The organism is Microbacterium sp. NPDC056234 (assembly GCF_042267585.1).
In the GTDB taxonomy this organism is placed as follows: Bacteria; Actinomycetota; Actinomycetes; order Actinomycetales; family Microbacteriaceae; genus Microbacterium.
Window position 1 is genome coordinate 120,810 of the sequence record NZ_JBHJTE010000004.1, and the last position, 22,622, is coordinate 143,431.

At 69.7% G+C, this 22,622-nt stretch carries 20 protein-coding genes; 13 read left to right on the top strand and 7 right to left on the bottom strand.

Translation table 11 applies throughout. The annotated features are described in order from the left end of the window. Positions 1 to 23: 23 nt before the first annotated feature. A complete protein-coding gene (locus ACFCYE_RS12515) occupies positions 24 to 833 on the bottom strand; it encodes an alpha/beta fold hydrolase (protein WP_376179164.1) in 810 nt (269 codons plus the stop codon). After that, entirely contained in the window at positions 830 to 1,270 is a 441-nt protein-coding gene (locus tag ACFCYE_RS12520) for an NUDIX hydrolase (RefSeq protein ID WP_376179165.1), read from the bottom strand. Before ACFCYE_RS12520 ends, ACFCYE_RS12515 begins: the two co-directional genes overlap by 4 nt. 129 nt (positions 1,271 to 1,399) lie before the next feature. On the opposite strand from ACFCYE_RS12520, the gene ACFCYE_RS12525 reads away from it, so the two are divergent. The 5 genes from ACFCYE_RS12525 (at position 1,400) to ACFCYE_RS12545 (ending at position 6,704) form a co-directional block, all read left to right on the top strand. Then, positions 1,400 to 3,169, top strand: coding sequence for a Na+/H+ antiporter (locus ACFCYE_RS12525; RefSeq protein WP_376179166.1), 1,770 nt, complete (start codon positions 1,400 to 1,402; stop codon positions 3,167 to 3,169). 86 nt (positions 3,170 to 3,255) lie between these two features. Further along, positions 3,256 to 4,212 carry an ABC transporter ATP-binding protein gene (locus ACFCYE_RS12530; protein WP_376179168.1) on the top strand — a complete coding sequence of 319 codons (957 nt, stop codon included), beginning with the start codon at positions 3,256 to 3,258 and terminating at the stop codon, positions 4,210 to 4,212. Positions 4,213 to 4,214: 2 nt separating this feature from the next. Next, positions 4,215 to 4,970, top strand: a complete 756-nt coding sequence (locus tag ACFCYE_RS12535) for an ABC transporter permease (protein WP_376179169.1) — start codon at positions 4,215 to 4,217, stop codon at positions 4,968 to 4,970. Between the two features lie 28 nt (positions 4,971 to 4,998). Beyond that, on the top strand, positions 4,999 to 6,093 hold the full coding sequence (locus ACFCYE_RS12540; RefSeq protein ID WP_376179171.1) for a sensor histidine kinase: 1,095 nt from the start codon (positions 4,999 to 5,001) through the stop codon (positions 6,091 to 6,093). Continuing rightward, on the top strand, positions 6,090 to 6,704 hold the full coding sequence (locus ACFCYE_RS12545) for a response regulator (protein WP_376179173.1): 615 nt from the start codon (positions 6,090 to 6,092) through the stop codon (positions 6,702 to 6,704). The genes ACFCYE_RS12540 and ACFCYE_RS12545 overlap by 4 nt, the downstream gene beginning before the upstream one ends. Before the next feature lie 24 nt (positions 6,705 to 6,728). On the opposite strand, the gene ACFCYE_RS12550 is transcribed toward ACFCYE_RS12545, so the two are convergent. Continuing rightward, positions 6,729 to 8,396 carry a thiamine pyrophosphate-binding protein gene (locus ACFCYE_RS12550; protein ID WP_376179175.1) on the bottom strand — a complete coding sequence of 556 codons (1,668 nt, stop codon included), beginning with the start codon at positions 8,394 to 8,396 and terminating at the stop codon, positions 6,729 to 6,731. 137 nt (positions 8,397 to 8,533) lie between these two features. Between ACFCYE_RS12550 and ACFCYE_RS12555 the strand changes: the two genes are divergently transcribed. Both ACFCYE_RS12555 and ACFCYE_RS12560 read left to right on the top strand, forming a co-directional pair. Next, positions 8,534 to 9,043: a phosphoribosyltransferase gene (locus tag ACFCYE_RS12555; protein ID WP_376179177.1), complete on the top strand. Its 510-nt coding sequence runs from the start codon at positions 8,534 to 8,536 to the stop codon at positions 9,041 to 9,043. Positions 9,044 to 9,077: 34 nt separating this feature from the next. Continuing rightward, positions 9,078 to 10,199 (top strand): DUF998 domain-containing protein, encoded by a 1,122-nt coding sequence (locus ACFCYE_RS12560; protein WP_376179179.1) that lies wholly within the window; start codon positions 9,078 to 9,080, stop codon positions 10,197 to 10,199. Between the two features lie 19 nt (positions 10,200 to 10,218). Here the strand turns inward: ACFCYE_RS12560 and ACFCYE_RS12565 are convergent, their stop codons facing one another. Beyond that, positions 10,219 to 11,073: a MurR/RpiR family transcriptional regulator gene (locus tag ACFCYE_RS12565; RefSeq protein WP_376179181.1), complete on the bottom strand. Its 855-nt coding sequence runs from the start codon at positions 11,071 to 11,073 to the stop codon at positions 10,219 to 10,221. A 74-nt stretch (positions 11,074 to 11,147) separates the two neighbouring features. On the opposite strand from ACFCYE_RS12565, the gene ACFCYE_RS12570 reads away from it, so the two are divergent. From ACFCYE_RS12570 to ACFCYE_RS12580, 3 genes are read left to right on the top strand one after another with little or no spacing between them, the layout of a single operon-like run. Next, positions 11,148 to 12,038: a BadF/BadG/BcrA/BcrD ATPase family protein gene (locus ACFCYE_RS12570; protein ID WP_376179183.1), complete on the top strand. Its 891-nt coding sequence runs from the start codon at positions 11,148 to 11,150 to the stop codon at positions 12,036 to 12,038. After that, entirely contained in the window at positions 12,028 to 12,963 is a 936-nt protein-coding gene (gene murQ / locus ACFCYE_RS12575; RefSeq protein WP_376179184.1) for an N-acetylmuramic acid 6-phosphate etherase, read from the top strand. The genes ACFCYE_RS12570 and murQ overlap by 11 nt, the downstream gene beginning before the upstream one ends. Before the next feature lie 36 nt (positions 12,964 to 12,999). Continuing rightward, positions 13,000 to 14,061, top strand: coding sequence for a winged helix DNA-binding domain-containing protein (locus tag ACFCYE_RS12580; protein ID WP_376179185.1), 1,062 nt, complete (start codon positions 13,000 to 13,002; stop codon positions 14,059 to 14,061). A 12-nt stretch (positions 14,062 to 14,073) separates the two neighbouring features. On the opposite strand, the gene ACFCYE_RS12585 is transcribed toward ACFCYE_RS12580, so the two are convergent. Beyond that, on the bottom strand, positions 14,074 to 14,724 hold the full coding sequence (locus ACFCYE_RS12585) for an HAD-IA family hydrolase (RefSeq protein ID WP_376179187.1): 651 nt from the start codon (positions 14,722 to 14,724) through the stop codon (positions 14,074 to 14,076). A gap of 20 nt (positions 14,725 to 14,744) precedes the next feature. After that, on the bottom strand, positions 14,745 to 16,187 hold the full coding sequence (locus tag ACFCYE_RS12590) for a helix-turn-helix domain-containing protein (protein ID WP_376179188.1): 1,443 nt from the start codon (positions 16,185 to 16,187) through the stop codon (positions 14,745 to 14,747). Between the two features lie 109 nt (positions 16,188 to 16,296). Between ACFCYE_RS12590 and ACFCYE_RS12595 the strand changes: the two genes are divergently transcribed. The 3 genes from ACFCYE_RS12595 to ACFCYE_RS12605 all read left to right on the top strand — a co-directional run bounded on the left by ACFCYE_RS12595 (position 16,297) and on the right by ACFCYE_RS12605 (position 20,577). Then, positions 16,297 to 18,162 (top strand): phosphoenolpyruvate carboxykinase (GTP), encoded by a 1,866-nt coding sequence (locus ACFCYE_RS12595; protein WP_376179190.1) that lies wholly within the window; start codon positions 16,297 to 16,299, stop codon positions 18,160 to 18,162. 142 nt (positions 18,163 to 18,304) lie between these two features. Continuing rightward, on the top strand, positions 18,305 to 19,141 hold the full coding sequence (locus tag ACFCYE_RS12600; protein WP_376179192.1) for an alpha/beta fold hydrolase: 837 nt from the start codon (positions 18,305 to 18,307) through the stop codon (positions 19,139 to 19,141). Next, positions 19,138 to 20,577 (top strand): diguanylate cyclase domain-containing protein, encoded by a 1,440-nt coding sequence (locus ACFCYE_RS12605; protein ID WP_376179194.1) that lies wholly within the window; start codon positions 19,138 to 19,140, stop codon positions 20,575 to 20,577. The genes ACFCYE_RS12600 and ACFCYE_RS12605 overlap by 4 nt, the downstream gene beginning before the upstream one ends. A gap of 30 nt (positions 20,578 to 20,607) precedes the next feature. Here ACFCYE_RS12605 and ACFCYE_RS12610 read toward each other — a convergent pair whose 3' ends face one another. Next, the gene (locus tag ACFCYE_RS12610) at positions 20,608 to 22,503 is read right to left on the bottom strand and encodes an ABC transporter ATP-binding protein (protein WP_376179197.1); all 1,896 of its coding nucleotides are present in this window, start codon (positions 22,501 to 22,503) and stop codon (positions 20,608 to 20,610) included. Between the last annotated feature and the right edge of the window lie 119 nt (positions 22,504 to 22,622).

A 22,622-nucleotide genomic window follows, 5' to 3' on the forward strand; every position in this document is an offset into this window, starting at 1 on the left:
CGATGCGGCGGCTCGCGACACCCCTATGCGCCGTCGCGAGCCGCCGCCCGCCACTCCTCGACGACCTCCAGCAGGATCCGCGAACTCGCCTCCGGTGCATCCCACGTGACGATGTGCCCGGCATCCGGGACGACATGCTCCGTGACGCCCTCCGCGTGTGCCCAGCGGGGCATCGCGCTCGCGATGTTCCCCGTGCGATCCAGCGCGCCGCGCACGAGAGCCAGCCGAACCGGCGTGCGATACGTGGCGTCGGGGTCGACGAACGACACTGTGGCGCGCCAGACGTCCAGGAACACGGACTTGGGCATCCGGGCGAACGTCGCCTCGGTCCGTGCGATCGCGTCCGCTGTGACCGCCGAGGCTCGCGCCATGAGGCCAGGAAGCCGTCGTGCGGGAACGAGCGCCAGCGACGGAGCGGCGAGCCGGAGGGCGAGGCGCTCCCACCAGGCGAGTGGTCCCGCGTTCCAGGTCGAGTCCATCACGACCAGGCCTGCGGCCCGGTGCGGATTCGCACGCACGAACGCCTGAACGAGGTTGCCCCCGAGGGAGTGCCCCACGAGAACCGCGCGGTCCACCCGGCGGTCATCCAGCAGCGCGGTCAGATCGCTGAGCGCGTCGGATGCCGTGAAGCGCGACGCCGCGGCGAGCCTCGATTCGCCGTGACCAGGAAGGTCCCAGGTGATGACCCGGAAACCCGCTCCCGTGAGTGCCGCCGCCTGAGCATCGAACATCGTCCGGTCCATCCCCGCCCCATGGCAGAGCACGACGGCGACGCCCGTGCCGCCGGAGTCCTCGAACGCGATCTCGGCGTGCGGACGGAGCAGGATCGTCATGAATTCGTGCCCACCAGAGCGAACAATGCCTCAGGGGCGCCTGCGGGGAACAGGGGCCGCTCGCCGTCGCGCAGGTCGTCGATGGGCACCCACCTCACGGGGGAGCCCTCGTCGAGGACGTGCAGTTCGGCATCCAGTGGAATCTGGTCGAGCGAAGCGCCGTCGACGGCGAAGACGTGGGCGATCTCGTGACCCTCCTCGCCCTCATAGGTGAAGATGTTCTCCGCAACGGCCAGCAGTCGAGAACCGTCCAGCGCGACGCCCAGCTCCTCCTTGAACTCTCGGCGCAGGGCCTCGTCGGCGCGCTCGCCGAACTCGATGCCGCCGCCGATCGCGCGGTAGAAATCGCGACCGATCGAGCGGTCCCGACCGGACAGGACGAGCACGTGGCCGTGCTTCACGGGCAGGCCGACACTGATGTTACGGATCCGAGGCACCCGGCCAGCCTAACCGCGCCGGGGATCGGCCCCAGGATCGGGGTGCGGGGGAATACGCTGGCGTCGACGGGCGCTGTGTCCTGAGCAGGTTCGCGGACCGTCGCGTGGCGGCAGAAGTGGTGGGGTCAGATGGAAGGTCTCGAGATCACGGTCCTGCTCGGGCTGACGATCCTGGTGGGAACGATGCTGGCGCCTCGCCTGCGTCTTGCGCTGCCGCTCGTACTGGTGGTGTTCGGCCTGCTGCTGGGGTTCGTCCCGGCTCTGCGCGAGGTGCAGCTTCCGCCGGAGACCGTGCTGCTCCTGTTCCTCCCCGTGATGCTCTTCTGGGAGAGCCTCACCACCTCGTTGCGGTCGATCCGTCGGGACTTCCGATACATCCTTCCGATGAGCACACTGCTCGTGGTCGCCTCGGCCTTCGCGGTCGCCGGCGTGGCCGTGCTGTTCGGGATGCCGTGGGAGATCGCCCTCATCCTCGGTGCCGCCGTCGCGCCGCCGGATGCCACAGCCGTCGCCGCGCTCGGACGACTCCTTCCGCGCCGCAGCTTCATGAAGCTGAAAGCCGAGAGCCTCACGAACGACGGCACGGCCCTCGTCCTGTACGCGATCGCGGTATCTCTGGCGGTCGGCGGCCAGGTGACGCCGCTGTCTGTCACGTGGACGGTCATCGTCTCGTACGTCGGGGGCATCGCGACCGGTGTCGTCGTAATGGCGGTGGCATGGGCGGTGCTCAGCCGCGTGCGGACGACGATCACGATCAACGTCGCGATGCTGCTCGTGCCGTTCACCGCCTTCCTGATCGCGGAGATGATGCATGCCTCAGGGGTGCTCGCTGTCGTGGTCGCGGGATTGATCGCGGCCTACATCAGCCCACGGATCAGCACCGCTGCGTCGCGCAGACAGGCGGACGCGGTCTGGCCGTTCGGGGTGTTCCTGCTCAACGGCGCCTTGTTCGTGCTCATCGGACTCGAGGTGCAGTGGGTCGTCCATGAGACGTCGCTGCGCGAAGTGGGCCGGCTCGTGCTGATCATCCTCGCCGTCTGGGCGACGCTGTCGATCGTGCGCTTCCTGTTCCAGCTTCTCTCCGTTCCGTTCCAACTGATGGGCGGAGGCAGCGCCCATCCCCGCGGCCTGCGCACGCGCGCGCAGTTCGTCAGCACTGTCGCCGGGATGCGCGGAGCCGTGTCCCTGGCGATCGCGCTGTCCGTTCCCCTCACGACATCGGCCGGTGCGCCGCTCGAGGGCCGGAACGAGATCATCTTCGTCACGGCGGGTGTGATCCTGCTCAGCCTCCTCGTGCAGGGACCGCTCCTGCCGGCCGTCGTGCGCTGGGCCGGATTCCCCGCGGATCACGCCGAGGACGAGGAGTACGAACTCGCCGAGCGCGCGATCTCCGGCGCGGCCATGTCCGCCCTCGACGTGATCGCCGCGGAACACGGCATCAGCGATGAGGTGCGTGACCGGGTGCGCCGTGACGGATACGAGGCCCTCGAGTTGGCGAACGCTCGCGCGATGGCGCGGGAGCGCGCGCTGATCGATGCCGAGGTCGGCGCGATGGAGGACATGCTGGCCGGGTCGGATCCGCTCGCGTCCGACCCGTCATCGACTGCCGCCGACGGGCTCGGAGAGCCCGATCCGAGCGGCGCCACGGGAGCGCAACCGGGTGACGGCGTCGTCCTCCAGATGGTGGCGACATCGGCCGATGTCGACGTGATGCAGCGTTCGCCGCTCGTGCGGCACGATCAGTACTCCCGTTTGAAGCTGGTTCTGCTGGATCACAAGCGCGAGGTGCTGCGGGGCCTCCGACGCGCCGGAACCGTCGACGATCTCGTGGTGCGGCGTCTCTCCGCGAGGCTCGACCTCGAACAGCTGCGCCTGCAGGGTGTGGAGGACATCGACTGAGCCGTCACGGGAACATGACACACGTCACGTCCAGCTGATGACATCGCCCTCCGGCATCCGATCCGCCGCGCGGCCACGCTGGAAGCATGCACACGATAGTTCAGGCGCAACCGACGCCGACTCGCACGACCGCCGACGCGGTCATCGACTTCGCCGGGGTCCGTCGCCACTTCGGCCACGGCGCCCGCCGGGTACAGGCGGTCGACGACGTGACCCTCACCATCTCGCGCGGCGAGGTCGTCGCGCTGCTCGGTCCCAACGGGGCAGGCAAGACGACCACGCTCGACATGCTGATGGGACTCTCCGAGCCCAGCGAAGGGACCGTCCGCGTGCTCGGCGAGCGTCCGGACCAGGCCACGGCACGGGGCGCCATCGCGGCGGTGCTGCAGACCGGCGGCCTGCTGTCGGATCTGACCGTCCGCGAGACGGTCAGCCTGGTCGCCTCCCTGCACGGGCGCGCGGCCCTCGCCCGCGTGCCGGAGGTGCTGGAGCGCGCCGACCTCGCCGGCCTCGCCCGTCGCCGGGTCGCGAAGTGCTCCGGCGGCGAGCAGCAGCGCATCAAGTTCGCGCTCGCGCTGGTCGCCGACCCCGACATCCTCGTCCTGGACGAGCCCACCGCGGGCATGGATGTGACAGCCCGCCGCCATTTCTGGGATGTGATGCGCTCGGATGCCGCGGCCGGCCGCACCATCGTCTTCGCCACGCACTATCTGGAAGAGGCCGAGCAGTTCGCGCATCGCACGATCGTCATGCACCGCGGCAGGGTCGTCGCGGATGCGCCGACCGCGCAGCTGCGCGCCGGCCTGGGCGCCAGGCTCGTGTCCGCGACCCTGCCGGGCGACGCGGATGCCGCAGACACCGTCCTCGCGGCACTGCACGCGCACGCCGGCGTCGCCGAGCTGCGCCGTGACGCCGATCGTGTCAGCCTGCACGCCGTGGATTCCGACGCCGTCGCCGGGATGCTGCTCACAGCCGGAGCGAGCGACCTGGAGATCGCCGCCCCTACCCTCGAAACCGCCTTCACCGCCCTCACGGAGGACTGACCATGCTGATCTCACCGACCATGCTGCGCATCGAGGGCGTCCGCCAGCTGCGCAACCCCTACACGCTCGCTTTCACGCTGACCATGCCCGTGGTGATGTACCTGCTGTTCGGCGGGGCCGCCGCCTACGGCGGGCAGTCCGCCGGACATGGGAACGTCTCGTTCTACGTGATGGTCTCCATGGCCGCATACGGCACGGCCGTCGCCATGAGCTCGCTGACCTCGCTCGCAGCAGCCGAGGCGAAGCAGGGCTGGGGTCGGCAGCTCGCCATGACCCCGCTCAGCACCGCCGGATATGCGGCGACGAAACTGATCACCGCCGTGGCCTTCGCCGCGCTCGCCGTGCTCGCCGTCTTCACGGCCGGACTGCTGACCGGCGCCGAGGTCGACGATCTCTGGCGCTGGGCGGCGTGCGCAGGGATCATCCTCGGGCTCGGCCTGATGTACGGGCTCTACGGCCTCGGCGTCGGACTGTTCTTCAACTCCGACTCGGCCGCGGCGCTGGCGTCGATCTCTCTGACCTTCTTCGCGTTCTTCGGCAACGTGTTCATGCCGCTGGACGGCGTCATGCTGGACATCGCCCGCTTCACACCGCTGTACGGGTACGTCGCGCTGAGCCGCTGGCCGCTGACGGACGGGATGCTGACCACGGGACAGAGCGATCCGCTGTGGGCGGTGCTCCTCAACATCGCCGTGTGGATGCTGGTGTTCGTCGTCCTGGTGCTCGCCGGGGCTCGGCGTGCGCGTTCGCGCCGCTGAAGCGCGCAGACCTGGCTAGGTTTGAACGATGACCGGTGAGAATCCCGACGTGGCGAAGAACCCGTGGGAGCGCTTCGCCTCGGTGATGGCGCTCATCTGGCTGGTCTTCCTGATCTATCCGGTGGTGGCGCTGGTCCGCTCCGAGGCGGCAGTGGGCTGGATCATCGCGGGGTGGATCGCGCTCGCGCTCTTCATCGCGCTGTACGTCGTCGGTGCCATCCGCGGGCTGCGCAGCGACATGCCGCTGGGGTCGCCCGTAGGACCGGCGCCGTGGCTGTTCTTCGCCGGGCTGATCGCGTCTGCCCTGGTCTCGATCCCCGCCGAGGGCGGAGCGGCACTGAGCTTCCTGCCGTTCATCATGTCGTTCGCCTCGTACGGTCTCACTCGGCTCTGGCACTGGATCACGATCGGGGCGGCGCTGACGGTCGCCGCGATGTACGTCTTCCTCGCGCCGGGCGGCATGGGGTACGTCACGATCCTCATCATCATCGCGCTGCTCGCCGTCGTGAACACCGTGTCGACGACCCTGGTCATCCGCTCCGCCGAGGCGGAGCGTCTCGGGCTCGAGCTCGCCACCAGCGAGGGTCGCGAAGCGGTGGCGCGTGATGTGCACGACCTGATCGGCCACTCGCTGACCGTCGTCGGCCTGAAGTCGCAGCTCGCCAGGCGTCTGATCGACTCCGATCCGGAGCGGGCGAAAGCAGAGCTCGCGGACATCGAGGCCCTCACAGCCGAAGCGATCGCGGGGGTGCGGGCGACCGTGTCCGGTGCGCGGACGGTCACGCTGGACGAGCAGCTCGCCGCGAGCGGCGACGCGCTGCGCGCGGCAGGCGTCGAACTCGCGGTGGACGGGGATCCGGCCGCGCTGTCGCCGGCGCAGGCGCTCACCGCCACCTGGATCCTCCGTGAGGCGACGACGAATGTGCTGCGCCATGCCGAGGCATCCCGAGTGCGGGTGCGCGTCGCGGCGGGGCATCTGTCCTTCACGGATGACGGCCGAGGCCGCGGTGGACGGGAAGGCAACGGCGTCCGAGGAATGCGAGAACGCGCAGCGGCCGCCGGCGCGCAGCTCCGGCTCGAAGACGAACCGGCCGGTGGGACCGTCGTGGAGGTGACGTGGTGAGCGACAGCATCCGACTGGTGATCGCCGACGACCAGGCACTCGTCCGCGGCGCGCTCGCCGCGCTGCTCGAGCTCGAGGGCGACCTCGTGGTCGTCGGTGCCGCCGCCGACGGTGAGGAGGCGGTGCGCCTGGTGCGCGAGCTGACGCCTGACGTGTGCCTGATGGACATCCAGATGCCGGGAACCGACGGCATCGACGCGACCGGGCGGATACGGCAGGCCAGCCCCGCGACGCGGGTGCTGATCGTGACGACCTTCGCCCGACCCGGATATCTTCGTCAGGCTCTGGATGCCGGAGCCAGCGGGTTCGTCGTGAAGGACACCCCGGCCGAGCAGCTCGCCGACGCCGTCCGCCGGGTGCACGCAGGGCAGCGTGTTCTCGATCCCGTGCTCGCCGAGGAGAGCCTGTTCACGGGAGCGAACCCGCTCAGCGACAGGGAACGCCAGGTGCTGAGGCTCGCCGCCGACGGGCGATCGGCGGCGGCGATCGCGTCCGAGGTGTTCCTCTCCGCGGGCACGGTGCGAAACCATCTGTCCTCGGCGATCGGCAAGACCGGGGCGTCGAACCGCGCCCAGGCCGTGCGGATCGCGCAGGACAGGGGCTGGATCTGACTTCTGCCGGTCGGACCTGCTGCGTCAGGAGTTCACGCGGATGATCTCCTGCTGATACGGCGCGATCACGGTGCCCGAGATGCGGAGGTCCAGCAGCAGGAAGCGCCGTGTTCCGGCGTCCTCTGCCGCCCACACGGCCAGGCGGTCCAGATCGGCGAGAGTGCGCACGACGACGCCCTCCGCACCGACGGCGGACGCGAACGCGGCGAAGTCGACCTCGGGGATGCGCATGGGCGCTTCGGCGAACCCCTTCAACCCGTACAGGTTCACCTCGGCGCCATAGGCGGCATCGTTCCAGATCACGGCGCATCCGCGGCCAGCGGCGGCGCGTACGGCGGATTCCAGATCGGCGATCGCCATCAGCCCCCCGCCGTCACCGGATGTGAGCACGATCGTGGTCTCCGGGCGGGCGCGTGCGGCACCGACCACGCTGGGCCAGCCCTGACCGATCGCCTGGAAAGCAGTGCCGATCATCATCATGCGATCGGGGCTCGCGACCGGCCAGTACATGTTCGCCCAGCCGATGAAATGTCCGCCGTCGGAGACGACCACGCGGTCCTCCGGAAGCAGTTCGGCGATCCGACGCGCGGCCGAACGAGGGTCGAGCCGACCGTCCGCCGCGAGCTCGTCGCCGGGCTCGTACGCACGTGCCGCGGCGACGTCGACCGATTCTCGCCACGATGCGCTGCGAGAAGGCTGCCCGACGGCACCCTCATCCCGCAGCCGGGACACGAGGGCGTCCGCCACGATCCGTGCATCGCCGCGGACGAATCCGCCCACGTGCGCGTGCGTCGCCGCCGGGGCGACGTCCACCTGGTACACCTGCGTGCCGGGGGAGAAGAGGGAGCCGAAGCGCATCGTGAACTGGTTCAGCGACGCTCCGAACACGACGGCGACGTCGGCCTCGCGGATGAGCTCCATCGCGCCTTCGGCGCCGAAGCCGCCGGTCACGCCGAGATCGTATTCGCCCCGAGGGAAGATCCCTCTGCCCAGGGCGGTGGATGCCGTGAGGGCGCCGACCTCGTCCGCGAGCCGTCCGAGCGCTTCACCCGCGTCCGCCAGCCACGCGCCGCGCCCGGCGAGCAGGAGCGGCCGCCGTGCGCCCCGCAACGCTGCGGCGATCTCTTCCAGCATCCCCTCGGCGAATGCCCCTGCTGGCGCGAGGGGATCAGGCAGCCGGAGCGCGCCCGCATCAGACGACGCCGAGACCTCCAGCGCCGCGACGTCGTAGGGGATGGCGAGCACCACCGGCAGCCGGTACTTCAGGGCGTGCTCGATCGCGATGACGGTGGTGGCCGCGGCATCCGTGCGTCCGACGGTGTACGTGCGGGCGCCGACCGCCGAAGCCAGCGCGATCTGGTCGACGTCCCACGGGCGCGGCCCCGAGGTCGGTTCGTCGCCGACGACGAGGACGAGCGGAATCCGCGCCTGCACGGACTCGGCCAGCGCGGTCAGGGTGTTGGTGAAACCGGCTCCGTAGGTCGCGGTTCCGGCGGCGATCCGGCCGGAGGCACGATAGTGCGCGTCAGCCGCGACGACGGCACCCTGCTCGTGGCGCACCGCGGTGAAGACGGCCGCGGTCCGGGTTTCGATGGCATCGAGGAAGTAGGCGTTGCCGTTGCCCATGACGCCGAAGACGGCATCGATGTGCTGGGCGAGGGTGCGGGCGACGTGTGCGGACACGGTGGGCATGCGAAGACCTTTCGACACGGACGGAGGGTGAGGTTCCGTATGTGTCTCGCCCCGTGGCGTCTTCGCCGCGAGCTTCGTGCCCCTTTTTCGGGCACCGGCGTCAGAGGCCGGACGGGTCCCATTCTAGAGTGGAGCCTGTGACTGATGCACTGATCGAGCGCGAGACGCTCACCTGGGACGGATTCGGTGAGGCGACGCGTGAACTCGCCAGGCGGATCGTCGAGAGCGGATTCGAGCCAGAGGTCGTCGTCGCGATCGCCCGCGGCGGTCTCCTGCCGGCTGGAGCGATCGCCTACGGACTGGGTGCCAAGAACTGCGGTGCGATCAACGTCGAGTTCTACACCGGCGTCGGCACGGTCCTGGAGACTCCAGAGGTCCTGCCGCCTGAACTGGACATGGCCTACTTGGTGGGACGTCGTGTGCTGCTCGTCGATGACGTCGCCGATTCAGGGCGCACGCTCGCTCTCGCGGCTCACCTGCTCGAGGACATCGGCGCCGAGGTGCGTTCGGTGACCGTCTACACCAAGCCTTCGACGATCATCCAGCCCGACTACGCCTGGAAGGACACCGATCTCTGGATCGACTTCCCGTGGTCGTACAAGGGCACCGTGCGCGAAGAGGACCAGGGGCTGGCGCCGACGGCGTGACGGCGGCGACCAGCGCAGGCTCTATCGTGAGGGCATGCACACTGCCGACACGAACCGCGTGCGCGACTGGCTGAGCCGATTCGTCCGGCGACCGGGGGAGACGACGATCTCGCTCGAGGCGGTCGCGCTGCTGGTGGGTGCGATCTTCTTCATCCTCGCTTTCCCGATCTCGTTCCTCGTCTTCTGGGGGCGCACGCTCGACATCACCGGCCCAGGATCGATCGGCACGTACGCGGCCATCGGCGGCGCCATCGTGGCGATCCTCGCGGTCGCGCTCGCCCGCATCGGCGTGCGATCGCGCGGCGAGCAGCCGGTCGTGCGCGCCGACGGCCTCGCCCTCCCTGATGTGCACGTGCGCTGGTACGAGAGTGCGGCGATCGCACTCGCCTACGCGGTGACCGCGCTGCTCGGCTGGGAGGGGATCGCCGTGCTGCTGGCGGAGAGCTTCACCGGCGCTCCGGTGTTCGCGTTCCCCGGTGCGATCCTCGTGGCCGTGGCCTTCGCGCTGACCGCATACATCTGCTATCTCAGCGCGGCCGCGCTCACGCCGATGTCGCTGTCGCTCGTGCTCGCCGTGTTCCTGGTGGTCGGCGCGTTCGCGAGCATGCTCACCGCCTCGGACCCGCTCTGGTGGCAGGACAACCTGTCCGCTCTGGGGATGTCGAGCAACGCCTCGGCCTGGATCTTCAACGGCACGCTCATCGTCGCGGGCATCATCGTCACCACGATCGGTCGGTACGCGACGGCGCAGCTGCCCGTCGACACGGCGGAACAGCAACGAGGGCGCCGCTTCGTGCGCATCGCGATGGCCTTGATCGGCGTGTTCCTCGCCTGCGTGGGCATCTTCCCGGTCGACGAGTTCTTCCTCGTGCACAACACGGTCGCGACCGGTATGACCGTCGCGTTCGCCGCGGTCGTGATCGGCCTGCCGTGGTTGCTGCCGACGATCGCCCGCGTCTTCGTCGCGCTCGGCTACATCTACGTCGCCGTGATCGCGCTCCTCGGGGTGTTCTTCGCGACGGGGTACTACAACCTGACGGCCGTCGAACTGATCGCGGCCGTGCTCATCTTCAGCTGGATCATCGTCTTCCTGCGCACGGCGAGCGTCGGGATGCCGGTGGCGGACGGCGTCGCGCCGGAGGCCGTGGCGGCGTGACGCGGCCGCCGGTCGAGTCTCAGCGCAGGCCGCGCGTCGCCTCGTGGGTGCGCCGCAGTGCGTCGACCGTGTCGTCGTAGCGCCGCTGGGCGATCCCGAGGAACAGGCAGTCGACCAGTGCGAGCTGCGCGATCCTGCTCACCATCGCTCCGGCCCGGAACGCCGGCTCGCGTACAGCCGTGTACAGCGCGTGCTCGACGGCTTTCGCGAACCGGGAGTCCTGCGCGGATGTGACCCCGACCGTGGTCGCTCCGGCGGCCTTCGCCGTTTCGACGAATCGCAGCGTCTCGACGGTCGTGCCCAGGTGCGAGAAGCCGATCGCCACCGTGCGAACGGTGGAGAGCGTGGCGGAGCTGACCGCCTCGTGCGCATCCGAGAGCACCAGGGCGTTGCGGCCGACGCGCAGCAGTTTGTGTCCGAGATCGGCGGCCGTGAACTGGCTCGCGCCGATGCCGAACAGCAGGATGCGATCGGCCGCATCGACGGCATCCACGACCGCGCCGAGCGTGGCGAAATCGAGGCCGGCGATGGTCTCCTCGATCGCGAGCGCTTCCAGCGAGGCCATGGTCGCCGCGATCTCCGGCAGCGAGTCGTCAACCCCGATCTCGGAACCGAACCCGGTGCGCTGCGAGAACTGAGCCGACTCGCGGCCGATCTCGGACGCCAGCGAGATGCGCAGTTCGGCGTAGCCGGCGACGCCGACGGCCCGGCAGAAGCGGACGACGGAGGCCACCGAGGTCTCGCAGCGCTGGGCGAGCTCGGTGATCGACAGGCGCGTCACGAGCGCGGGATCGCGCCGGATCTCGTCGGCGATGCGCTGCAGCGCGGGGGACAGCGAGGGCGACGTCGCGTCGATGCGGGTCTGAATGCTCATGCGTCTCCTCAGCGACGCCTCGACGGCGTCGAAATTTCGTTACAGCTCTCAGCTAGGAAATGTAGACTATTTTCATGCGTGCAGCGGCCATCGACCTCGGCAAGACGCGGTGCCGACTCGTCGTCAGCGACGCGTCCGCACCGATCCGGCTCGATGGTGACGGTGCCCCAGGTCTCGCCGCCCCTGCGGGGGTGGATGCCGCACTGGAAGCCATTCTGCCTCTGTTGGACGCCACAGGGGGTGCGATCGACGCGCTCGGCGTCGGAGCGGCCGGTGCATGGGCCGCTCCAGAGGGTGCTCGACGTCTCGCCGACGCGCTCGCCGCCCGGCTCTCCGCCTCCGTGGTCGTCGCCTCCGACGTCGTCACCGCGCACGCCGGAGCCCTCGGCGGCACGGCGGGTGTGCTGCTCATCGCCGGCACGGGCGCGGCCGCTCTCGGCGTCGACCAGGACGGCGTCCGACTCGTCGACGGATGGGGTCCGGAACTCGGCGACCTCGGCAGCGGATCCTGGCTCGGTCGCGAAGGCATCCGTGCGGTCCTGCGTGCCGACGCCGGACTCGGACCCGCCACCTCGCTCACCGAGGCGCTGCGCGCCCACCTCAGCCCCGACGTCGACGTGCACGCCTGGTTGGCCGGTCCCGTCCCGGCCCCGCGGCGTCTGGCCACGTTCGCCCCCGCGGTGCTGGATGCCGCGGCCGACGGCGACCGGGCAGCCCTCGGCATCGCCGACGAAGCGGTCGGGCTGCTCTCGGCATCCGCTGCCGCCGCTTCGGCCGCCACGACGGACGTCGTCCTCCATGGCGGGCTCACGGACCATGCCTGGTTCCGGACCGCTCTCGAATCGGCTCTGGTCGCCGCGGCGCGCACGATCGTGCCGGCGCGCGGCGACGCCCTCGACGGTGCGCTGCTGCTCGCGGCGCGCACCGACCTGCCCCACGAAAGGTATCTGCACCGTGCTGGATGACTCCTCCCGTTTCGCCGCTCTGCTCGCCGAGCTGTCCGGTCTGACGACCGAAGCGCAGACCGCGGACCGCGGTGATCTCGACCTGCTCGACACCGTCGACCTCGTCCTCGCCATGAACGCCGAAGACCGTCGCGTTCCGGATGCCGTGGCAGCCCAGGCCGAGCAGATCGCGCGTGCCGTGGACGGGATCACCGAGCGCTTCCGCCGGGGCGGACGACTCATCTACATCGGAGCCGGCACCGCCGGACGCGTCGGGGTCCTCGACGCCAGCGAATGCCCGCCCACCTTCGGCACCGATCCGTCGACGGTGGTCGGTGTGATCGCCGGCGGCGAGCGAGCGATCCGCTCCGCGGTCGAGGACGCCGAGGATGACGAAGACGCGGCGATCGCCGACCTCGAACGGCTGTCGCTGGCCCCCGAGGACACCGTCGTCGGGATCTCGGCGTCGGGGCGCACGCCGTACGTGGTGAGCGGACTCGTGCACGCCGGTGAGGCCGGGGCGCTGACCGTCGCGATCGCGTCCAACGCGGGCTCTGCGATCGGCGCAGCGGCCCGGATCGCCATCGAGGTCGTCACAGGGCCCGAGTTCGTCTCCGGCTCGACGAGGCTGAAGTCGGGCACCGTGCAGAAGCTCGTCGTGAACATGCTCTCGACGCTGTCGATGATCAAGCTCGGCAAGACCTACCGCGGTGTCATGGTCGACCTGCTCGCCACGAACGAGAAGCTGCGCGTGCGCAGCGTCCGGACGGTGACGCAGCTGGCGGGCGTCGGGGTCGACGAGGCATCGGAGGCGCTGCGCGAGGCGGGCGGATCGGTCAAGCTCGCGCTGCTGATGCTGGCCACCGGCGCGGATGCCGAGACCGCCGCACGCGCGCTCGAGGCGGCGGACGGGATCCTCCGGGAGGCGATCAGCGCGCTGAGCTGATATCGCGATGTCCCCGGCATCCGTCATGATGTCTCCGTGACCACGACTGCACAGCTGCGGACCGAACGACTGCGCTCGCACCTGCTCTCGGCGCCGGCCCCGGGCCTCGCAGAAGCGGCGAGTCACATGCTGGCGGTGCAGAGCCAGGAGTTCTGGGGTGGGCGCTGGGCGCTCGCCTCGCGCACACGCGGAGAACCGACGCTGCGACAGGTCGACGCGCTCTTCGACGACGGCACGCTGGTGCGCGCGTGGACGCAGCGCGGCACGCTGCACATCGTCCCGGCACGCGACTTCGCCTGGATGCTGCAGGTCACCGGAGCCAGGCAGCTGCAGTCCGCCGCGCCCCGGTATCGTGAACTCGGCCTCGACGCCGAGGTGCTGGCGAGCATCGAACGCGCCGTGCGGGCCGCGCTGCGCGGCGGCAACGCTCTGACTCGTGCCGAGATGTTCGACGTCCTCTCCGGCATCGGCGTCGATCCGACGGGACAACGCGGAGTCCACGCCATCGGCCACCTGGCGATGCGCGGCATCATCTGCCAGGGACCGGTCGTCACGCGGTCCGACGGCGTCAGCCGCGAGCAGCGCTTCGTGCTCGCGGAGGACCACGTCGCCGACGCGCATACACCGTCCGATCCTGCGGCCGAGATGTTCGCCCGCTACATCGACGGCCACGGGCCGGCGACGATCGCCGACTTCGCGTGGTGGTCGGGCCTCACGCTCACCGCGTCGCGGGTTGCGGCGGCAGCGGCGGCCGATCGAGTGGACGAGATCGACGAGGGCGTGTTCCAGGCTCGCGTCCGTCCGCGGCGTCGTGCGGTGCCCGACGTGCGGGCGCTCGCCTCGTTCGAGGAGTACTACATCTCGTACGCCGACCGTTCGATCGCCGGCCCCGCCGAGCGCTTCGGCGCGGTCGGGCCGGGAAAGAACGGCATGGTCCGGCCGATCCTGCTCGCAGAGGGCGAGATCGTCGGCACCTGGCGCCAGTCGACAGCGCTCGGTCGCCACACCGAGCATCCGACGGTCGAACTGCTGGCCGGCGTCCCAGAGGCCGACATCGCGGACGCGCTCAAGCGCTACGCCGCATTCGTCAGCGGGTGAGCCGCCATGCGATCAGCCGATCGCGACATCGAAGCCGTCACCCGCCGCGGTGATCCGCACCGCGGTCAGGTCGTCGACGTGATGCGACGGGTCGAACGACGGCGCGTGGGGTCCAACGCCGATCACGGTCATCCCGGCGTCCAGGCCCGCGCGGATACCCGCCGCAGAGTCCTCGAACACGATGCAGTCGGCGGGGTCGACGCCCAGCTTCGTCGCGCCGAGCAGGAAGCCCTCCGGGTCCGGCTTGCTGAGCGACACGCTCTCGGCCGTGACGGCGAGCGAGGGGACGGCCAGGCCGGCCGCGCCCATCCGCGCCGTCATCAGACGCACGTCCGCCGAGGTCACGATCGCGTGCGGGAACGGGGCGAGCGAACGCAGGAACCTCGCAGCGCCGGCGATCTCGACCACGCCGTCGACGTCGGCGCTCTCGCGCAGGAGCATCTCCTGGTTCTCGACGAGGTTCACGGCATGGTCGCGCTCCGGCAGCAGCAGGGCCATGCTCTGGTGCCCCTGTCGGCCGTGCACCGTGCGCAGCACCGTCTCGGGTTCGAGTCCGTGCGGACGAGCCCAGTCCAGCCATAGCCGTTCGACGACGGCGGTCGAATCGACCAGCGTGCCGTCCATGTCGAGCAGGGCGGCGCGGGCATGCAGGGTGATCGTCATGCTTCCAGCGTACGTGCGGCTCACTCGGCCGCGTGACGGGCGAGGAAGTCGTACACCTCGTTGTCGTCGACGCCGGGGAAAGCCCCACGGGGCAGCGGGGAGAACATGTGGGTGTGCACGCGCGCACTCGGCCACGCCTTGCCGCTCCAGCGGTCGGCGACGTCCGCCGCCGGACGGCGGCAGCACGCCTCATCGGGGCAGGTGGATGCCGCGCGATCCGGCGTCTCCCTGCCGCGCCACCAGCGCGCGTCGTCGAAAGGCACGCCGACCGTGATCGAGAACTCTCCGTCGCTGGACGAGCCGGTCTGCGTCGAGCACCAGAACGTGCCGGAGGGCGTGTCCGTGTACTGATGGTGCTCCGTCGTCCGGTTCTGCTGCGAGAACGCGGCTCTCGCCTGGAACTTCCGGCACACGCGCTGGCCCTCGACGGCGCCGGTCACGTCCATCGGCAGGGGCAGATCATCGTTCTCGTACACCCGGGTGATCGCCCCGGTCTCGTCGACGCGCAGGAAATGCAGCGCCATGCCCAGATGTTCGGTGAGCAGGTTCGTCATGCGCATCCCCGCGGCCTCGTGCGTGACGCCGAACGCGTCACGGAAGTCCTCGACAGCGAGGTTGCGATCCTTGCGCGCCTGCTGGAGGAACGCGACGCCCGCAGTCTCGGGGACCAGGCAGCACGCGGCGAAGTAGTTGATCTCGAGTCGCTGCTGGAGGAAATCCGCGTAGTCCGTCGGGGGAGTGTGGCCGAGCAGCCGGTGCGCCATCGCCTGCAGCGCCATCGAGCGCAGGCCATGGCCGCCGGGGATCGACGCCGGCGGAAGATAGATGCGGCCGTTCTCGAGATCGGTGACCGAACGCGTCGAATGCGGAAGATCGGCGACGTAGATGAGCTCGAAGCCGAGCTTCTCGGCCATGATGCTCACGGTGCGGTGCGTCAGTGCTCCCGTGACATGCCCCGCAGCCCGCAGCTGCTTCTCGGCGAGCTTCTCGATGTCGCCGATGTAGTTGTTCTGCGCGCGCATGCGCAGACGCAGCTCGGTGTTCGCACGGCGCGCTTCCTCCGGCGTCGCGATGGCCTCGCGTTCGCGACGCTGCAGCTCGCGGTGCAGACCCAGCATGGACTCGATGGTCTCGTCGGACATGCCCTTGGTGACCCGGACCGGCGCGATGCCGAGCTGGCGGAACACCGGGCTCGCCTGCGCCTTCTCGAGCTCGATCTCCAGCGCAGCTCTGCGGTTCGGCGGCTCGCCGGAGATCAGGTCGGCCACCTCGGTGCCGGTGGCTTGTGCGATCGCCTGCAGCAACGACAGCTTGGGTTCGCGCTTGCCGTTCTCGATCAGGCTGAGCTGCGACCCGGCGACGCCGACCATGGCACCGAGTTCGTCCAGCGTGAAGCCTCGCGCGGTGCGGTGGTGACGGATGCGATGACCGAGGGTCGTGAGATGGATGCCGGAGCCGCTCATTCCTTGAGCATAGCGAAAGAAACGCGGTTCTTATGCGCCTCACCGCCCGAAAGTCATGCTCTGTTCGGCGCAGAATTGCCATATCGACCTACTCTTCAAAGGAGCGGACATGGCCATCGCCGAGACCTTCACCCTTCGAGCAGCTTCCGTGGCACCCGTGCGCGCGCTGGGGGCGGAGCCGACGTACGACACACCGGGGATGGCAGACCTGCGCGCCTGGGTGGAGGAGATCCGCGCCCTCACCCAGCCGGATGCCGTGCACTGGGTGGACGGGTCCCGTGCCGAGAACGACGCGCTGCTGCGCGGCCTCGTCGACGAGGGCAAGCTCATCAAGCTGAACCCGGAGTGGCGCCCCGGCTCCTACCTCGCCCGCTCGCACCCGAGCGATGTGGCGCGCACCGAGGGGCGCACCTTCATCGCCTCGGAGCGTGAGGAGGACGCGGGACCCACCAACAACTGGGCGGAGCCCGGCGCCATGCGCACGAAGATGGACGTCCTGTTCTCCGGCTCCATGCGCGGCCGCACGATGTACGTCGTCCCGTTCTCGATGGGCGCCGTCGGCGGCCCGCTCTCGCACATCGGCGTGCAGATCACCGACAGCGCGTACGCCGTGGCATCCATCGGCATCATGACCAGGGTCGGCGACGCCGTGACCCGTGAGATCGCCGGCGGAGCGCCGTGGGTGCGCACCGTGCACACCGTCGGTGCCCCGCTGGCATCGGGCGCGCGCGACGTCGAGTGGCCGTGCAACGACGAGAAGTACGTCGTGCACTTCCCCGACACGCTCGAGGTGTACTCCTACGGCTCCGGATACGGCGGCAATGCGATCCTCGCCAAGAAGTGCTTCGCGCTGCGGATCGCCTCGGTCATCGCCCGCGACGAGGGCTGGCTCGCCGAGCACATGCTGCTCATCCGGATCATCGACCCGAACGGCCGGCGGTACCACGTCGCCGCCGCGTTCCCGTCGGCCTGCGGCAAGACGAACCTCGCCATGCTGCGTCCGACGATCCCCGGCTGGCGCGTCGAGACGATCGGCGACGACATCGCCTGGATCCGCCCCGGCGAGGATGGCCGACTGTGGGCCATCAACCCGGAGGCCGGCTTCTTCGGCGTGGCGCCCGGCACCGGCGAATCGACGAACGTGACCGCCGTCGAGACGCTATGGGGCAACACGATCTTCACGAACGTCGCGCTGCGCCCCGACGGCGACGTGTGGTGGGAGGGACTCACCGACACTCCGCCGAGCGACCTCATCGACTGGGAGGGCAACCCCTGGACGCCGGACTCCGGCCGTCCGGCCGCACACCCGAACTCGCGCTTCACGGTCGCTGCCTCGCAGTGCCCGCAGCTCTCCGATGACTGGGAGGAGGCCGTCCCGCTGGACGTCATCCTCTTCGGAGGTCGGCGCGCGTCCAACGTCCCGCTGGTCGTGGAGGCGACGGACTGGGCGCACGGCGTCTTCCTCGGCTCGACGATCTCGTCCGAGCGGACAGCCGCCGCCGAGGGCACCGTGGGCGAGCTGCGCCGCGACCCGTTCGCGATGCTGCCGTTCTGCGGCTACAACATGGGGGACTACTTCGCGCACTGGCTCGATGTCGGACGCAGGCTCCGCTTCGATCGCGCCCCGCGCATCTTCCAGGTGAACTGGTTCCGCCGCGGCGAGGACGGCCGGTTCCTGTGGCCCGGATTCGGCGACAACTCGCGCGTGATCGACTGGATCATCCGCCGTATCGGCGGCGAGGTGGCGGCCGTGGACAGCCCGGTCGGCCGGCTTCCGCTGGCATCCGATCTCAACACGGCCGGCCTGGACATCCCGGACGCCGATCTCGATGAGCTCTTCCGGGTGGATGCCGAGGCCTGGCAGGCCGAGGCGGACGGCATCGAGGAGTTCTACGACACCTTCGGCGACAAGCTCCCCGCCGCGCTGCGGGCGGAACTGGCCTCGCTGCGCTACCGGCTCGCCCGGGCGAACTGAGCGCCGCGCAAGACCCGCGACGGCGGGATGACAGGGACGAACCCATGGCTGAGTGGTCCCCGGCATCCCGCCGTCGCGTCGCATCCCGCCTGATCGGTCGATTTCGCGTATTCTCGGCGTGACAGTGCCCTCAGGAGGAGCCGTGACTTCAGCCACCCGCGCCGATTCCGATGCACCGCTCTCGAGCGCGACCGTGCTGCGACGCAACGCCGTCACCGTGCTCGGACCGGACGACGGGCGCGTGATCGTCTTCGGACACGGCTACGGCACCGATCAGACGACGTGGCGAAAGATCGCGGAGCGATTCGCGGAACGGTTCCGTGTCGTCCTCTTCGACTACGTGGGCTCTGGCGCGTCCGATATCGCGGCGTACGACGCCCGCCGCTACGATTCCCTCGACGGTTACGCCGAAGACCTCATCGAGGTGATCGACGCTGTCGGCGCCCGCGATGTGATCTTCGTCGGGCACTCGATCAGCGGGATGATCGGGGCGCTGGCGTCGATCAGGCGACCGGAGCTGTTCGCGTGGCTCATCATGGTCTGTCCGTCCCCACGCTACGTGGATGATGGAGACTACATCGGCGGATTCCAACGCGAGGATGTGCTCGGCCTGCTGGCCAGCATCGAGGCCAACCAGCCGGCCTGGGCGGCGTCGCTGGCTCCGGCAGTCACCGCGCGCGACGACCTTCCCGATGTCATCGATCGCGTCAAGGGTCTCTTCGCGGCGACGCCTCAGCACGTCGCGACGCATTTCGCGCGCGTGGTGTTCTTCAGCGACGTCCGCCATCGTCTCGGTGAGATCCGCACGCCCAGCCTCGTTCTGCAGTCCACCGGAGACATCATCTGCCCACCGCATATCGGTGCGTATCTCGTCGAGCGGATGCCGTCTGCGAAACTCGTCCGACTCGACACCGCCGGACATTTCGTGCACCTGACGGAACCCGAACTCATCGCGGAACACATCCGGACCGTTCTGTGAGCGAGGCGCCGGGCATGCTGCCAGCCGCACCAGACGACCTCGATCTCCTCGCTCGCAGTCCCGCAGCGCTGTTCGCGCTGGATCTCAACGGGACGGTGCTCTCCCACAACGAGACGCTGGGCGAATGGTTCGGTCGAGCCGGAAGGCAGAGCCTGCGCGGGCGCAATATCGTCGAGTGGCTGACGCCGTCCGCGCGTCTGCTCTACGAGACGAAGGTGATGCCGAGGCTCCTCGAGGTCGGACGGCTCCGCGAGATCGTGCTCGACGTCGTCGACACACGCCAGCGCCAACGCGTCGTGCTGCTGAACGCCGTCGTGGGCGACGAGCCGTCGGGACGACGACGCGTGTACGTCGCCGCCGTAGAGGCGAGTGCCCGCTCGAACTTCGAGCGCGAACTTGTCGAAGCACGCCGTGCAGCTGACCTCGCGCACCGGCGACTCAGCGTCCTGCAGGAGGCGACGAGCGCGCTGGCCATCGCCGGAGGCCTTGGCGATCTGGGCAGGACGCTCACGGCGGCGGCGACGACGGCGACGACCGCGGGCTGGTCGCTCGTACGGCTGGTCGACACATCAGCGTCCACTGGAGTCGTCATCCGTGAGTGGGGGCGCGCGCCGGAGGGAGTGCTGCCGGGCGAGCGGCTTCTGCCGGACGGCGGCCAGCGCGTCCATCGGGATCCGGACCAGATCGCCGACCTGCCACCCGAGGAGGCCGCGGCCCTCCGTTCGGCTGGGGTCGAGTCTCTTGTCGCGACACCGATCGTCCGGGGTGCCGAAGGTTCGGCGTCGGTTCTGGGGGAGATCTGGTGCTGGTTCCGTCGCCCGCGGACACTCGACGCCGATGAGCTCGAGACCCTGCGTTCCATCGCGGCGCAGGCGGAGCGGGTCGTCGAGCATCTTCGGCTGCAGGAGAAGACGCGGCATCACGCGCTGCATGATCCCCTCACCACGCTCCCCAACCGGCTGCTGTTCGAGGAGCGCCTCGACGCACTCCTGGCAGCACCGCTCGCAAGCGGCCGTGTGTGCGCCGTGCTCTTCCTCGACTTGGACGGATTCAAACAGATCAATGACCGCTGGGGGCACGCAGCGGGTGATGAAGTGCTGCGCGTCATCGCAGCGCGACTTGCTGCCGCGATACGCGTCGGCGACACGGTCGCACGACTCGGGGGCGACGAGTTCCTCGTCGCGGTCGGCGACATGGAGCCGGACCGTGTCCTCGACCTGGCCGACCGACTGCGAAAGGCGATCAGTGCCCCGAGAGACGGAGAGGCCGGAGCCGAGCCTCTTTCCGCGAGCGTCGGTGTTTTCGCCTGGCGGCCCGACGAGACCGGATCGCCGCCGTCGGCGGCGGAACTCATGGCGGGCGCGGACGAAGCGATGTACGCGGCCAAGCGCGCCGGCAAGGACCGCGCAATAGTCCGCTTCTGGGAGAGCCGTTGACGCTGCTTCGCCCGGGGACAGTCGGCAGGGTCAGGCGAGAAGCTGGTGGCGGGCGAGGTCTCGATACAGTGGCGTGGTCTCGATCAGCTCGGCGTGGGTTCCCTGACCGACGACCTGGCCGTCCTGCAGCACGACGATGACGTCGCTGTCGACCACGGTGGACAGCCGATGCGCGATCACCACGAGCGTGCGGTCGGTGGCGACGGCGTCGATCGCCTCGCGCATCCGCTGCTCGTTGACTCCGTCCAAGGACGAGGTCGACTCGTCGAGCAGCAGGATTGGCGCCTCGGTGAGCAGCGCCCTGGCGATGGCGAGCCGCTGACGTTCGCCACCGGACAGCATCACGCCGTCCTCGCCGACGGGGGTCGAAAGTCCCAGCGGCCCGCGCTCGAGGACCTCAGCGAGGTTGACGGCATGCAGGACGCGCTCGCAGTCGGCGTCGGTCGCATCGGGAGATGCCAGACGAAGATTGTCGGCGAGCGTGCCTGCGAGCGTCGGAGCATCCTGCTCGACGTACCCGAAATGCGCCCGCAGCTCGGCGCGCGGATACGTGCGGATGTCGTGGCCGCCGAGTCGGATCGAGCCGCCGGTCGGATCGTAGAAGCGCTCGATGAGCGCGAGGATCGTGCTCTTGCCGGCACCGCTGGGACCCACAAGAGCCACGCGGGAACCGCGAGGGACCGAGAACGAGATCCCCCGGAGCACCTCGCGGTTCGAGTCGAGGGCGGCGGGGACCGGCGAGTCGCCGTCGCGTTCCAGGTGCGCATCGACGAGCAGGCTGTGCGCCTCGGTGGCCGCGGCCTTGCGCGCGGCCACCACGTCGTCCGGGTACCGGAAGTGCACGTCGTCGAACGCGAGAGCCGGAGCATCCGAGACATCGGCGGCTCGCCCCACGCGCTCCGCGGTCGCCGCATCGGCATCCGACTCCTGCGGCAGGTCGAGGACCTCCTGGATGCGTCCCAGTGCGCCGAGCGCCTGGTTGACGGACGTGATCGCGCCGAACGTCGATGCCAGCGGCATCACGAGCATGAACAGGAACATCACGAAGGTGATCAGCGCCGCGATCGAGATCGATCCGGCCGCGACGCGGAATCCGCCGACTCCGAGCACGACCAGCAGCGACAGCTGCAGCGCGATGCCGGCGATCGGCACGACGAGCGCGGAGACCTTCGCGATGCGCACACCGAGGCCGTACGCTTCTCCGGCCAGCTCCGACACCGCTGCGGTCTCGCGTTCGGTGGCGCCGGACGCCCGCACCGTGCGGATCGAGCCGACGGCGCGCTCGACTCCGGACGCGAGCTCGCCGACCTTGACCTGCTGCGCGGTCGACGCCTCGCGGATGCGGCCGCTGAGGGCGATGACCACCGCGACGGATGCCCCGATCACGATCACGATCAGCAGCAGCAGGATCGGGTCGATGACGAGCATCGCGATGAGGGCGCCGAGGAAGAGGATCGCGTTGCCGACGGCATCCGCGAGGCCCTGTGTCAGCACCGCGTAGAGCAGGGTCGTGTCGGTGCCCACGCGGGAGACGAGATCTCCGGTGCGCCGGGCGTCGAACTCGCTGATCGGCAGATGAAGGATGCGCGCGATGAGTTTGCGCCGTGAGGAGTGCACGACGGCCGTGCCGGTGCGTTGGAGCAGGTAATGCTGGTAGCCGGAGATGATCGACGACACGATCACGAAGCCGACCAGCAGCCAGATGAGCACGCCGAGCGCCTGCTCGTTCTGGACGGCGGTGATGACCTGCCCGACCAGAAGCGGCTGCACGAGCGATGTCGCGGCGCCGAACACGCTGAGCACGGCGACGACGATCAGGGTGCGCTTGTGCTCGAACAGGAAGGGGAGGAGCTGGCGGAACGTGGCGCGCGGACCATCCTGCGGCGCGCCGCGACCGCGGCGGCGTGCGGGCGCCGTGCGGGACATGCGGAGACCTCGTTCTGAGAGAAGGGAGTACTACGACCGTACTTCCTGTCGGGCGGGAGACTGTGATCGGGAGTGCAGGTTCACGGGGGACAATCGCACGGGTCGGGCTCTCAGGAGTC

What these genes read in the sequence shown, in the direction of transcription:
- ACFCYE_RS12515 (WP_376179164.1), bottom strand. Translation starts at nt 833, where the DNA reads ATGACGATCCTGCTCCGTCCGCACGCCGAGATCGCGTTCGAGGACTCC.
- ACFCYE_RS12525 (WP_376179166.1), top strand. Translation starts at nt 1,400, where the DNA reads ATGGAAGGTCTCGAGATCACGGTCCTGCTCGGGCTGACGATCCTGGTG.
- ACFCYE_RS12530 (WP_376179168.1), top strand. Translation starts at nt 3,256, where the DNA reads ATGCACACGATAGTTCAGGCGCAACCGACGCCGACTCGCACGACCGCC.
- ACFCYE_RS12535 (WP_376179169.1), top strand. Translation starts at nt 4,215, where the DNA reads ATGCTGATCTCACCGACCATGCTGCGCATCGAGGGCGTCCGCCAGCTG.
- ACFCYE_RS12540 (WP_376179171.1), top strand. Translation starts at nt 4,999, where the DNA reads ATGACCGGTGAGAATCCCGACGTGGCGAAGAACCCGTGGGAGCGCTTC.
- ACFCYE_RS12550 (WP_376179175.1), bottom strand. Translation starts at nt 8,396, where the DNA reads ATGCCCACCGTGTCCGCACACGTCGCCCGCACCCTCGCCCAGCACATC.
- ACFCYE_RS12560 (WP_376179179.1), top strand. Translation starts at nt 9,078, where the DNA reads ATGCACACTGCCGACACGAACCGCGTGCGCGACTGGCTGAGCCGATTC.
- ACFCYE_RS12565 (WP_376179181.1), bottom strand. Translation starts at nt 11,073, where the DNA reads ATGAGCATTCAGACCCGCATCGACGCGACGTCGCCCTCGCTGTCCCCC.
- ACFCYE_RS12570 (WP_376179183.1), top strand. Translation starts at nt 11,148, where the DNA reads ATGCGTGCAGCGGCCATCGACCTCGGCAAGACGCGGTGCCGACTCGTC.
- ACFCYE_RS12585 (WP_376179187.1), bottom strand. Translation starts at nt 14,724, where the DNA reads ATGACGATCACCCTGCATGCCCGCGCCGCCCTGCTCGACATGGACGGC.
- ACFCYE_RS12590 (WP_376179188.1), bottom strand. Translation starts at nt 16,187, where the DNA reads ATGAGCGGCTCCGGCATCCATCTCACGACCCTCGGTCATCGCATCCGT.
- ACFCYE_RS12595 (WP_376179190.1), top strand. Translation starts at nt 16,297, where the DNA reads ATGGCCATCGCCGAGACCTTCACCCTTCGAGCAGCTTCCGTGGCACCC.
- ACFCYE_RS12610 (WP_376179197.1), bottom strand. Translation starts at nt 22,503, where the DNA reads ATGTCCCGCACGGCGCCCGCACGCCGCCGCGGTCGCGGCGCGCCGCAG.